Origin of the sequence: Bacteroides sp. UBA939 (assembly GCF_002293435.1) — a bacterium.
In the GTDB taxonomy this organism is placed as follows: Bacteria; Bacteroidota; Bacteroidia; order Bacteroidales; family Bacteroidaceae; genus Bacteroides.
In genome coordinates this window covers 27769-40892 of record NZ_DBDF01000205.1, presented here as the reverse complement: position 1 = coordinate 40892, position 13124 = coordinate 27769, and the positions used below count along the sequence as shown (strand labels likewise).

Annotated in this window: 10 protein-coding genes; 8 read left to right on the top strand and 2 right to left on the bottom strand. The window is 43.4% G+C overall.

Going from position 1 to position 13124, the window contains the following annotated elements; translation table 11 throughout:
- Window positions 1–61: 61 nt before the first annotated feature.
- The 7 genes from B2Z67_RS13400 (at window position 62) to glmM (ending at window position 9607) form a co-directional block, all read left to right on the top strand.
- Window positions 62–1177, top strand: a complete 1116-nt coding sequence (locus tag B2Z67_RS13400; protein WP_291530341.1) for a 6-bladed beta-propeller — start codon at window positions 62–64, stop codon at window positions 1175–1177.
- Window positions 1178–1199: 22 nt separating this feature from the next.
- Window positions 1200–2744, top strand: a complete 1545-nt coding sequence (locus tag B2Z67_RS13395; protein ID WP_291530340.1) for a vitamin K epoxide reductase family protein — start codon at window positions 1200–1202, stop codon at window positions 2742–2744.
- Window positions 2741–4951 carry a peptidase domain-containing ABC transporter gene (locus B2Z67_RS13390; RefSeq protein WP_291530339.1) on the top strand — a complete coding sequence of 737 codons (2211 nt, stop codon included), beginning with the start codon at window positions 2741–2743 and terminating at the stop codon, window positions 4949–4951. The genes B2Z67_RS13395 and B2Z67_RS13390 overlap by 4 nt, the downstream gene beginning before the upstream one ends.
- Window positions 4952–4970: 19 nt before the next feature.
- On the top strand, window positions 4971–6281 hold the full coding sequence (locus B2Z67_RS13385; protein WP_291530338.1) for an HlyD family secretion protein: 1311 nt from the start codon (window positions 4971–4973) through the stop codon (window positions 6279–6281).
- Window positions 6282–6403: 122 nt separating this feature from the next.
- Window positions 6404–7441 carry a DHH family phosphoesterase gene (locus B2Z67_RS13380; RefSeq protein WP_291530337.1) on the top strand — a complete coding sequence of 346 codons (1038 nt, stop codon included), beginning with the start codon at window positions 6404–6406 and terminating at the stop codon, window positions 7439–7441.
- Between the two features lie 103 nt (window positions 7442–7544).
- A complete protein-coding gene (locus tag B2Z67_RS13375) occupies window positions 7545–8150 on the top strand; it encodes a DUF4827 domain-containing protein (protein WP_291530336.1) in 606 nt (201 codons plus the stop codon).
- Between the two features lie 68 nt (window positions 8151–8218).
- Window positions 8219–9607: a phosphoglucosamine mutase gene (gene glmM / locus B2Z67_RS13370; RefSeq protein WP_291530335.1), complete on the top strand. Its 1389-nt coding sequence runs from the start codon at window positions 8219–8221 to the stop codon at window positions 9605–9607.
- Window positions 9608–9679: 72 nt separating this feature from the next.
- Here the strand turns inward: glmM and B2Z67_RS13365 are convergent, their stop codons facing one another.
- Together B2Z67_RS13365 and B2Z67_RS13360 are read right to left on the bottom strand one after the other, a co-directional pair.
- Complete coding sequence (locus B2Z67_RS13365; protein ID WP_291530334.1) at window positions 9680–10192, bottom strand: NUDIX hydrolase; 513 nt, start codon at window positions 10190–10192, stop codon at window positions 9680–9682.
- 4 nt (window positions 10193–10196) lie between these two features.
- On the bottom strand, window positions 10197–11426 hold the full coding sequence (locus tag B2Z67_RS13360; protein ID WP_291530333.1) for an S-adenosylmethionine:tRNA ribosyltransferase-isomerase: 1230 nt from the start codon (window positions 11424–11426) through the stop codon (window positions 10197–10199).
- Window positions 11427–11803: 377 nt separating this feature from the next.
- On the opposite strand from B2Z67_RS13360, the gene B2Z67_RS13355 reads away from it, so the two are divergent.
- Window positions 11804–12958 (top strand): DUF2027 domain-containing protein, encoded by a 1155-nt coding sequence (locus B2Z67_RS13355; protein WP_291530332.1) that lies wholly within the window; start codon window positions 11804–11806, stop codon window positions 12956–12958.
- Window positions 12959–13124: the final 166 nt, after the last annotated feature.

The following is a 13124-nucleotide window of genomic DNA, read 5'->3' as shown; positions in this document are numbered from 1 at the left end:
AGATGGGTTCTGCATTTAAAGTAGTATAAATGTGGAATCCATCTTTTTAACGAACTAAGTTATGAAAATATTTATTTTATTATTAGCTCTTTTTTGTTTTCTTAGTTGCAATTCCCCTCAACCAAGTACCGGACTTCTGGAAATAAGGCCAATAGATGATTTGCGTGCTGTGATACCGTTGTCTGAAATAGCGGATAGTGTAATATTGATACAACTCGACAATGATAATATATTGGCCGGATATGCTAACCCCTGTCTGACTGACAGTTTCTTTTTTGTTACTACGTCGGAAGGTCCTTTGAAGTATTCGAACGAAGGAAAATTCCTTCAAAAAATAGGTGGGATTGGACAAGGACCAATGGAATATAATAGTTATCATACGGTGGCTATTGATACTTATGATAAACGGGTTTGTGTGTATAGTATACCGGAACAAGTAGTTGTGAATTATTCGTACGATGGGGAGTTCTTAAACCGTATTCATCTTGTTGGTTTTCCAAATGAAGAGTATGGTCCCCCTTTTATAATACAAGTTCTTAATGGTAAATATTATTTCTTTTATCTATCAATGTGGGGATTGGCTGATCCTTATTATTGGATAGTTACTGATGGTAATGGGAATTGTATAGGGACTAAACAAGCTATGGGGCAACCTGTACCGGAAAGAACAAGCATGGAAAGAGCAAGAAGGTATGGAAGAGCTAGTATCCCACCTTTTAATAATTCCTTGATGTACTATGATTTGTTTAATGATACAATTTTCCGGTTAACCGATCAAGGAGTTACCTCTGCTTTCTTATGGGGAAAAGGAGAATTTCGTTTGGATCCGTCAACAGTAGATGTAGATGAAGATATGATGGTTTTCACAATGTTTGCTGAAACGAAGAATTTTCTGTTTTTTAAGTGGATTGATGCAACTTTTAAGTCTCCTCTCTCTTTTGGTTTCTACGATAAAAAAAAGCAAGTATTTGTAGGAACAAAGAAACTTCTGGACGATTTAAATACTCAAATCAATATACCCTTGAGATGGGGGTTTACATATTCCCCCAAAGGTAATAGAGAATATATGATAGGAAGGATTGACCCGTATGAGCTACCGGAAGAAATCTTGCAACGAGAGAATATAGACCCTGAAGGTAACTTAGTGATGGTAATGATTCGGTTGAAAGATGAATAGAGGTCTGTAAATTCTTAGGTATATGAAAACACTTTTATCAAGCTATCTGAAAGAACTGCGCATACCCTTTACAGGAAGTTATGCTGATAAACTTTTTGTAGAACATCCGCATCGCTATAACTTATATGGCTTGTCGGATATGTTGTCAGTGTATAAGATAGAGAATACGGGAGTACAGGTGGAAGATAAAGATTTGAGCGAATTTGTTCCTCCTTTTGTTGCTCATGTTAGTAATGACTTTGTAGTGGTAAAACGACTGTCCGCTCAGACGGTGGAGTATATCTGGCGGGGAAAACAAATATCTGTGCCTGTAGATGAATTTAAAAGACTGTGGTCGGGTATCGCACTTGTAGCTGAACCGGGGAAATCATCAGTAGAGCCGGAATATAAAAAACATCGGAAAACGGAGTTTCTACATTCAGTTCGGAAAACAGGTCTGATTATAATTCTGGCTGTTTTATTGTTGTTGGGATGCTTGGAGCATCATCTGTTCTCTTCAGTAATAGGTAGTTCATTATTACTGATTAATCTGGTAGGTATAGGGGTAGCTTATTTATTATTGATGAAGCAGGGCAAGATGCAAAGTGAATATACAGATAAGATTTGTTCGTTGTTCAAACAGGGTGATTGCAACAGTGTATTGGAATCTGAAGCAGCTAAACTATGGGGTATATTCAGTTGGAGTGAAATTGGAGTTGGTTATTTTGTTTCAAGTCTTATTATAATAGTGTTTTATCCCCAATGGGGGCCTTATCTGGCTCTTGTCAACTTATTATCTTTACCTTACACGGTTTGGAGTGTTTGGTATCAGTATAAAGTCGCTAAGCAGTGGTGTCCGTTGTGCCTGTCTGCATTGCTGCTGCTTTGGCTGACGGCTATTGTCAATGTTGTTGGGGGATGGCAATGGCCGGCTTTCGAGATACAGGAAGTTCTGTCTGTGGCAATACTTTATTTACTTCCTTTCCTGTCTTTGCATCTTCTGACGGAACGTTGGTTTCGTTCGGAACAATTGGAGAATGTGAAGTATGAACTGAATAATCTGAAAGCATCAGAGAATGTTTTTCTTTCCCAATTGGAACAGCAGCCTCGTTATGAGGTTAGTAATTCTCAGATACTTTGGGGATGTCCGCAAGCAAAACTGTGTATTACAGTCTTGACTAATCCGCATTGTAATCCATGCGCACAGATGCACGAGCGTATAGGTGCACTGTTGAAAGAAATGGGAGATAAGGTCTGTGTGCAATATATTTTTTCATCTTTCAGTAAGGAACTTGAAAGCAGCGCCCGCTTCCTTCTTGCCGTTTATCAACAAGAAAGCAGCGATAAAGCTGGAATGATTTACGATGAATGGTTTGCAGGAAAGAAGTATATGGGTGAAACGTATATCATGACATTCGGTTATGATTTGGGAAGTACGGAGGTTAACCGGGAGTTGGCTAATCATAATGAATGGCAACATACAAACAGGTTAACAGCGACTCCCACTATTTTAATAAATGGTTACCAGTTACCGGATAACTATAAGATTGAAGATATGAGGCATTTTGGAGATTTAAATATTGATTGATGAAACAGTCATTTCCATATTATCACCAGGCGGATGCAATGGATTGCGGTCCTACCTGTTTGCGGATGATTGCCAAATACTACGGTAAGAGTTATTCATTGCAGACATTGCGGGAGCGTTCGTTCATATCTCGCGAAGGAGTATCCCTTTTAGGCATCAGTGATGCGGGAGAGGCTATTGGTTTTCGTACAGCGGGCGTACATATATCATTTGATCAGTTGATTTCCGATGCGCCTTTACCTTGTATCCTGCATTGGAATCAAAATCATTTTGTAGTCTGTTATGGCATTAAAAAGAAGCGGGGAGAGTACTGGCTCCGGATTGCCGATCCCGGAAAACAGTTGGTGACTTATAACGAACAGGAATTCAAGAAATGCTGGCTGTCGACAAAGGCGGAAGGGGAAGATGTAGGGACTGCACTGATTTTAGAACCCGGCCCCGACTTTTATCATCGTGAAGATGAACCGGAAGTTAGAGAAAGGGGATTGCTTTTCTTTTTGAGGTATCTCACCCCTTATCGGAAACAACTGATACAATTGATATTGGGAATGTTGACTGTCAGTTTGTTGCAGCTTATCCTTCCTTTTCTTACACAGTCGTTGGTGGATGTCGGTATACGCGACAGTAATCTGAACTTTATAATACTGGTGTTGGTAGCTCAAATCATAATTTCAGTTTCACAACTGTCGGTAGAATTTATCCGTAGCTGGATATTGCTGCATGTCAACACGAGGATTACCATATCATTGATATCTGATTTTCTGGCAAAATTGATGAAGTTACCATTGCATTTCTTTGATTCAAAAATGGTAGGCGACATTATGCAGCGTATCGGTGACCACGAACGCATAAAAACCTTTCTGACTGGTTCTTCTATTACTACGCTCTTTTCGTTTGTCAACTTCTTCATTTTTGCTTTTGTACTTGCCTACTATAATCTCACGGTATTAGGCATTTTTCTACTGGGCAATACCTTGTACGTTTGTTGGATACTTGTTTTCATGAAGTACCGGCGCGAATTGGACATACGCCGTTTTGCACAGGCGGCAGGAGAACAGAGCAGTTTGATACAAATGGTGACTGCCATGCAGGAAATCAAACTGAATAACTGTGAAACGCAGAAACGCTGGCAGTGGGAGCGCATACAGGTGAAGCTATTCAAGATCAGTATAAAAGGTTTGGCGCTGGGACAGGTACAACAAGTAGGTTCCATCTTCTTTAACCAGACCACGAACATCGTGATTTCATTTATTGCGGCAAAGGCTGTGATAGATGGGCAGATGACTTTGGGTATGATGATGTCTCTTACTTATATTATTGGACAGTTGAGTTCTCCGGTTTCTTCCTTCATAGGCTTTGCACAGCAGTTTCAGGATGCCAAGATTAGCCTGGAGCGTCTGAACGAGATACATGGTAAAAGGGATGAGGAACAGGATATCTCGTCGAAACTGACGGTTCTACCGGAAAAGGGGGATATACGGATTGAGAACTTGTCGTTCAGTTATGATGGCGCAAACAGGGATTATGTGTTGGATGATATTTCCGTACATATCCCCCAGCATAAGGTGACAGCCATTGTGGGGGCAAGTGGCAGTGGTAAGACTACGCTGATAAAGTTGATGCTTGGCTTCTATACTCCCAATAAGGGAACGGTCAAGGTACAGGATACTCCGTTGGAAAATATCAATCCTCACTTGTGGCGTGCCCGAACCGGTTCGGTGATGCAGGATGGTTTTATATTCTCCGAAACAATTGCGCAGAATATCGCAGTAGGCGAGGAACAGATTGATGTTGAACGCTTGCGTCATGCAGTGACCATTGCCAACATTCGTGACTTTATTGATTCTTTGCCGTTAGGCTACAATACGAAAATCGGTATGGAAGGAAATGGTATCAGCCAGGGGCAACGGCAACGCATCTTGATTGCCCGTGCAGTTTATAAGAATCCGGATTATCTGTTTTTTGATGAAGCCACTAATGCGTTGGATGCCAATAATGAACGTGAGATTATGGAACATCTACATGAATTCTATAAAGGGAAAACGGTAGTGGTTGTGGCACATAGACTGAGTACGGTGAAGGATGCGGATAACATCATAGTGTTGGATAAGGGGAAGATAGCAGAAGAGGGGACTCACCGGGAACTTACTGAACAGAAAGGTCTGTATTATCAGTTAGTGAAAAATCAATTGGAACTGGGTAATTAGAAATTTGTAATTCAAAACTGTGGAAGAAGAGAAGAAATATAAAGAGATAGAACTGCGTAGCGGAGAGGTGCAGGAAGTTATGAATCATATTTCGCCCTGGGTAGTGAGATGGGGGATAACGGTACTGTTTGTTATTCTGTTCGTTATACTGGTTGGGTGTTGGATATTTCGGTATCCGGATGTGCTGCAGGCGGAAGTAACGCTGACCACTGAAGAACCTCCTGCCTTTATCCTGGCGCGCTCGGCGGGGAAGATTGATACCTTGTATGTGAATAACGGTGGTATGGTACAGGTGGGCGAACGTTTGGGGGTAATTCAAAATACCTCTGTAACGGAAGATGTGCTGTGGTTGACAGATTCTATGAAAAAATGGAAATCGGCCGGTTATAGTCCGGATGAAGGAACGGCATATTTTACAGGTAAACGTTTGCAGTTGGGAGAGCTACAGTCTGTATATGCTTCTTTCATTACAGCTCTTTCGGATTATGCCCGTTTTGTTGAGCAGGATTATTATGCGAAGAAATTGAATGCCGGGAGAAAACAGTTGGCAGGACAGCGTTCTTATCTCGACCTGGTGCAGCGTGAGCGCGCATTGACTGAAAAGGAAATGAAATTGGCGCAAAGTATGTATGACAGGGATTCCATTCTTTTTGAAGGAGATGCTATGATTGCGGCGGAATTTGAAGAGTCGGGTAGCCGTTATCTGCAAAGTCTTCGTACCAGAGAAACTTCCGGCATGAGTTTGTTGCAGGCAGAAATGCAGTTGGAGCAGCAGGAAGAAAACTTGTTAGATTTGGGTAAACAGGCTTATGACGAAGAGCAAAACCGTAGACTCGAATTGAAAAATGCAGTTGAACAGCTCGAGGCTCAATTGAGTTCGTGGGAACAGAACTATTTGTTTCGCAGTCCGGTTTCCGGTAAGGTAACTTTTATGACAGTCTGGAGCCGCAACCAGAATGTGGAATCGGGGGAGACGGTTTTTGTAGTACAACCGTCCGGTGACTCGAAAGTGGTTGGAAAGGCAAAACTTCCTTTGCAAGGTTCAGGAAAGGTGCAGGTAGGACAGAAGGTACATGTACGTATGGATAATTATCCCGATCAGGAATTCGGTTATGTAAAAGGAAGAGTGGAGAGCATTTCTCCGGTTCCGACAGAAGACGGAGTATATATTGTGGAAATCACTTTGCCGGAGGGCTTGCGCACAAATTATGGCAAAACACTCCCCACCGTACGTGAACTGAAGGGTACGGCGGATATTATATTGGCAGACCGGAATGTGTTGGAACGTTTACTGGCTCCGTTGAGGAAGATAATGGAATACGAAGACTAAAGAAACTCTTGTTACTTTCCGTCAACTACAGAACTTTTTCGTACTTTTGCCGTTTCAATTGTATAGGCGAGAGGAGTTTTTTCCGATTGTTGAGCAAAAATCTTCAAATAGTAACTAAGAATATGTTGACCAAAGTAATAGAGCAAGCTAAAATAGATCGTTTTGAAAGATGGATGGGGCATGCGGAAAGAATTGTTATCATTGCCCATGTAGCGCCGGACGGTGATGCAATCGGTTCCTCACTTGGATTGTGGCACTTCATGAATTCGCAGGATAAGATAGCGAATGTTATTGTACCGAACGCTTTTCCTGATTTTCTGAAATGGATGCCGGGTAGCAAAGATATACTACTCTATGATCATTATAAAGATTTTGCTGACAAGCTGATAGCCGAAGCGGAAATTATCTGTTGCCTGGATTTCAACTCCTTGAGCCGTATTGAGGCAATAGCAAATTCTTTAAAAGCTGCTAAAGGTAAAAAGATGTTAATAGACCATCATTTGTCTCCCGAAGAGTTTTGTGATATCACAATCTCACATCCGGGCGCTTCTTCTACTTCCGAGTTAGTATTCAGGTTGATGTGCCGTATGGGGTATTTCGGTGATATAACGAAAGAATGTGCGGAGTGTATCTATACAGGTATGATGACTGATACGGGTGGTTTTACTTACAATTCGAATAATCGTGAAATCTACTTTATAATCGGCGAACTGCTTTCTAAAGGTATAGACAAAGATGATATTTACCGGAAAGTTTATAATACATATTCCGAAAGTCGCCTGCGATTGATGGGCTATATCCTGTCTCAAATGCAAGTTTATCCCGACTATCACGCCGCCCTGATTTCATTAACCAAGAAAGAGCAGGGACATTTCGATTATATACGTGGGGATAGTGAAGGCTTTGTAAATATTCCTCTGACCATTAAAGGGGTAGCTTGTTCTTGTTTTCTGCGTGAAGATACGGAGAAATCGACAATCAAGGTATCTCTTCGTTCCGTAGGTACATTTCCCTGTAACCAAATAGCTGCCGAATTCTTTAATGGAGGTGGACATTTGAACGCCTCAGGCGGTGAATTCTGTGGTACGATGGACGAAGCAAAGAGAGTTTGGGAATGTGCTTTGGAAAAGTTTAAGCCTCTGCTCAATGCGAAAGGATAAAAAAAGCAAGGTACAAAGGTTAAAAGATACGAAGTTTCTTCGTAGTGCTTTCTACTTTCAATGAAATCGAATACTTTTGTACGAAATTACTAAATAGCAGATAATGAAGAAACTTATATTGTTCTTTTTAGCCTTGCTGGCATGTAGCGTGGCTTTCCAGGCTTGCGATGACACCAAGACTTATGCGGAAATGCTGGAAGAAGAAAAAAGCGCTATCAATGCGTTTATCAAAGACAATGATATCAAGGTTATATCTCAGTCGGAGTTTTATAGAAACGACTCAACTACGGATATATCACAAAATGAGTATGTACAGCTTGCCAGCGGTGTATATATGCAGATAGTGGATAAAGGGTCTGAAAATCTTGCCGATACCATGAAGAATAATGATTTGCTCTTAGTTCGTTTTGTGGAATATGGTCTTGTTGAAAAAGATACCACGTTGACTAATCTGTTTGACCCCCAAATAGTAGATGAATTCAGATATACGGTAACGAGTTCTTCCATTGCCGGTATTTTCATGGATGGATATATGTATAGGAAGTATCAATCGTCCGCCGTTCCTGCCGGTTGGTTGGTGCCGTTGAGCTATGTGCGTGACATGGCACACGTCAAACTGATTGTTCCTTCCAAGATGGGGCACAATAACGCAATGCAAAGCGTATACCCTTACTACTATGATATCCGAAAGTATCAGATATATAAATAACTGTGAATAATCATAGTCATAGTATAATGGTATAACATAATCTGATTTTCTAAATTAATTATAACCTGATGACTCTAATCAAATCTATCTCTGGAATCCGCGGTACTATCGGCGGAGGAGCGGGTGATGGCTTGAATCCGCTTGATATTGTGAAATTCACAGCAGCGTATGCCACTCTTATCCGCAAAACATGTACGGTAAAAAGCAATAAAATTGTAGTAGGACGTGACGCCCGTATTTCGGGTGAAATGGTAAAGAATGTAGTTGTCGGTACTCTTATGGGTATGGGCTGGGATGTGGTAGATATAGACCTGGCTTCTACGCCGACTACCGAACTGGCCGTTACGATGGAGAGCGCCGATGGCGGTATTATCCTGACTGCTTCGCATAATCCCAAACAATGGAACGCCTTGAAATTGCTGAATGAACGTGGCGAGTTTCTGAATGCTGCCGAAGGTAACGAAGTACTTCGTATTGCCGAAGCTGAAGAATTCGACTTTGCTGACGTAGATCATCTGGGTTCTTATCGCAAAGATTTGACCTATAATCAAAAACATATTGATAGTGTACTGGCGCTTGACTTGGTAGATGTAGAAGCTATCAAGAAAGCGAATTTCTGCGTAGCTATTGACTGTGTGAATTCTGTGGGCGGTATTATTCTGCCGCAATTGCTGAAACAACTTGGCGTGCAACATGTAGAGCAGCTCTACTGCGAACCGACGGGTGACTTCCGGCATAACCCTGAACCGTTGGAAAAGAATCTGGGAGACATTATGAACCTGATGAAAGGCGGTAAGGCTGATGTAGCATTCGTTGTTGACCCGGACGTTGACCGTCTGGCTATGATTTGCGAAGACGGGAAGATGTACGGTGAGGAATATACGCTGGTGACGGTTGCCGACTATGTACTGAAACATACTCCGGGCAATACGGTATCCAACCTGAGTTCTACACGTGCGCTGCGTGACGTTACCCGTAAATACGGTCAGGAGTACTTTGCTTCTGCTGTAGGCGAGGTGAATGTGACTACCAAGATGAAAGAAGTAGGCGCCGTGATTGGTGGTGAAGGCAATGGCGGAATTATTTATCCGGCAAGCCATTACGGACGTGATGCATTGGTAGGTATCGCATTGTTCCTGAGCCATCTGGCACATGAAGGTAAGAAGGTGAGCGAGCTTCGTGCAACTTATCCGCCCTACTTTATGGCAAAGAATCGTATAGACCTGACTCCGGAAACGGATGTTGACGCCATTCTCGCCAAGGTGAAGGAGCTTTATAAGAATGAAGAAATCAATGATATCGACGGTGTGAAGATTGATTTCGCCGATAAGTGGGTACACTTGCGTAAAAGTAATACCGAACCGATTATTCGTGTGTACAGTGAGGCTTCTACGCCGGAAGCTGCTGAAGAAATCGGGCAGAAGATAATGACGGTGATTGAAGAATTGGCGAAGTAAAGTCGATATTCAAATAAATATAAGAGAGGGCTGTGTCAAGAGTTTCTTGACACAGCCTCTTCTGTTTTTATATTATCCGGCATCCAGTGATATAACCTTACCGATTTCCCCTTCAAAGTTAGGCGTAAATACACCTTTGCCTATGTTCCCCTTGATTTCCTCTATAGTCCAGAAGCGTCCGCCGTCCAGTTCGTCGCTGGGATGTATTTCGCCGTCGTACACGGTCTTGTGTACAAAGACAAGCTCTTTCTCGCGTGTGGATTCAAAGACGTAATGAGTAACGGTTTCAGGAACGAAGTCGGTGATATCCAGTTCTTCGCATACTTCGCGTTTCAGTGCCATTTCTACGCTTTCGCCCAGACTAACGTGCCCGCCTACGGAAGTATCCCATTTACCGGGTTGGATGTCTTTCCATTCAGGACGTTTCTGCAGATAGAGTTCGCCCTGGGAGTTAAAAACGTGCAGGTGTATCACAGGGTGCAGTAGTTTGCTGCCACTGTGACATTCGCCGCGGGTAGCGGCTCCGGTGATATTTCCTTGTTCGTCGACAAGGGGAAACATTTCCAGGTTATTATCGCTGTTCATAATTCTACGGTATTAATAATGAAGAATCTCCGTAACTCAGAAAACGGAAATCATGGCTTAATGCAAAGTCATATATCCTTTGCCAGTTGCCCTTTACGAAGGCTGAAACAAGTAGCAGCAATGTACTTTGCGGCTGGTGGAAGTTTGTGACCATGGCGGATACAATCTTATAATCATACCCCGGAGCAATGATGATTTGTGTACTGGTATGCAGGGTTTCCATGCCGTGGCGGCTCAGATAATCGCGAATAGCTTGCAGCGCCGTTGTGGAAGTGATATTTGCTGTCTCTTCCGCCGTTTCATAAGGCTGCCATTGCTGAACATGAAGCTCTTCTTCCGTTGCATCCGGATTCTTCAGCAGCGTAACGCCTATGTGGTAGAGGCTTTCCAGTGTTCGCACGGAGGTAGTTCCTACGGCAATCGCTTTCCCGTTGTGGGCAATCAGCTTCTTAATCGTGCTGCGCGAGACGGAAATGTATTCCGTATGCATTTCATGCCCTTCTATCTCTTCGCTCTTTACGGGTTTGAAGGTTCCTGCGCCTACGTGCAGGGTCAGTTCTTCGAGTTCGATACCTTTCTCTTGCAGTGCATCCAGCACGCGGGGAGTGAAATGAAGTCCGGCAGTAGGCGCGGCTACCGAACCTTTTATTTTGGAATAAACCGTCTGATACGTTTCCTTATCACTCTCCCGGGTTTCACGGTTCAGATAAGGCGGAATGGGAAGCTCACCGAATACTTCGAGGATATCGGCAAAGGTTATCTCCGGGTTGTTCCAGCGGAAATCTACCCAATGGCTGGTGCCGTGACATTCGCCACGGGTAGCGGTCAGAGTAACCGGCTGCCCTTTTACAGCCATTTCCCGTTTCAGCGTGCCTTCTTTCCATTTCTTCAGATTGCCGATCATGCAGAGCCAGGCGGCGTGTTCGGTTTGCTGGAAGTTGAGCACATAATCGTTCGGCTCTATCGGTTCCAGGCAGAATACTTCAATCAGGGCGCCGGTTTCCTTGCGGAAGTGCAGGCGCGCCTGTATCACTTTCGTGTTATTGAATATCATCAGGCTTTCAGCAGGGAGATGGGAAGGGAGTGAAGTGAAACGGTCTTCGGAGATTTCGCCGTGACGGTAGACGAGGAGCTTGGACTGGTCGCGTACGGACAAGGGGAATTTAGCGATACGCTCGTCCGGCAATGGATAATTGTATTCGCTGATACGGATATGTTTCGGATCTTCTTTCATAACAAACTTCTTTACAGGCGGCAAAGGTACGGATATTAATCGTCTTTTTTCTACCTTTTTTTATGGAGTTGCCGTATCTTTGTGGTCTTAGTTATCGCTTCGCTCAGGAGTTATCAGTCCCCAAGAGGGCTTAGGAGTTAAGGGGGGTATCGCTTCGCTTAGGAGATAAAGCCGATAGTCTTGCTACGTTTTTATCTGAAGAGCTTTCAGGTGGTAAGGTGAAAAGCTTTCAGGGAAATAATCCGAAGAACTAACATATAAACGGAGTATCGGCTTTAACTCCTAAGCCCCCTTGGGGGCTGATAACTCCTCTAACTCCTAAATGAAGCGATAACTCCCGATTTATATAATTCGTAAAACAATAAATAGAAACAAAGATGAAAATAGGTGATAAAGTGCGTTTCCTCAATGAAGTAGGAGGCGGAATCGTGAAAAGGTTTCAGGGAAAGGACATTGTGCTGGTAGAGGATGCCGATGGATTTGATATTCCGATGTCCGTGCGTGATTGTGTGGTGATTGATACGGACGATTACAATCTGGCGAAACCTGTGCCTAAAACAGCCCCGAAGAGGACAGAAGAGAAACCGGTAAAGGCTTCCATATCACGTCCGGAACAGGGAACCGTGTCTGGTTCGGAACGAAAAGGTACGGAACTGAAAGGTACGGAATTGAAAGGTATGGAACCGGAAGGCTTGTCCAGACCGCAAGTGTCTGTTTACCATCAGCCGGAAACGCGTGGCGGAGATATTCTGAATGTGTTTCTGGCTTTCGTCCCGGAAGATATCAAGGCTGTCAGCACTACTCCTTTTGAGGCTTATCTGGTGAACGACAGTAACTATTATCTGTATTATACCTACCTCTGCGCCGAGGGAAAGGCGTGGAATGTCCGTTCGCACGGCATCATCGAGCCGAATATGAAACTCTTGTTGGAGGAGTTTGAGAAGGCGGAACTGAATGACCGTGAACACGTAGCTGTGCAGTTCATTGCCTTGAAAGACGGCCGCTCTTTTGCCTTAAAGCCGGCTGTCAGCGTGGAACTTCGCATTGATACGGTGAAGTTTTATAAACTGCATACTTTTCAGGAGTCTGAGTTCTTTGAAACCCCTGCTTTGATTTATGATGTGGTGAAGAGTGATGTTCCTGCCAAGCAAGTATATGTATCCGCCGAAGAATTACAGTCAGCTTTGTTGCAGAAGAAGTCCGTGGAGAGTCCTAAGGCTCAACCGATAGTGAAGCGCGGCGGGCAGAACGGCATTATAGAGATAGACCTTCATATCGGAGAACTACTGGATGATACTCGCGGCATGAGTAACAGTGAGATGCTGAATTATCAGCTGGATAAGTTCCGCGAAGTGCTGGAACAGTACAAGAATAAACGCGAGCAGCGCATCGTCTTCATTCATGGTAAAGGCGACGGCGTGCTTCGCAAGGCGTTGCTGGATGAACTGAAGCGTAAATACCCGGCTTTCCGCCATCAGGATGCTTCTTTCCAGGAATATGGTTTCGGGGCTACGATGGTGACGGTGAAATAGCTCGGACACAGAGAAACAGAGTTCCTTTTTTAAATTAAACACAGAGGTACAGAAATTAAACACAGAGGTATAGAGGCACAGAGTTTTTTCTCTGCGACGTAGTCGCCCTCTCTGTGTGCTCTTTCTTGTTCATATTCTCTTCTTAAAACACAGTACTTCTGTGTTC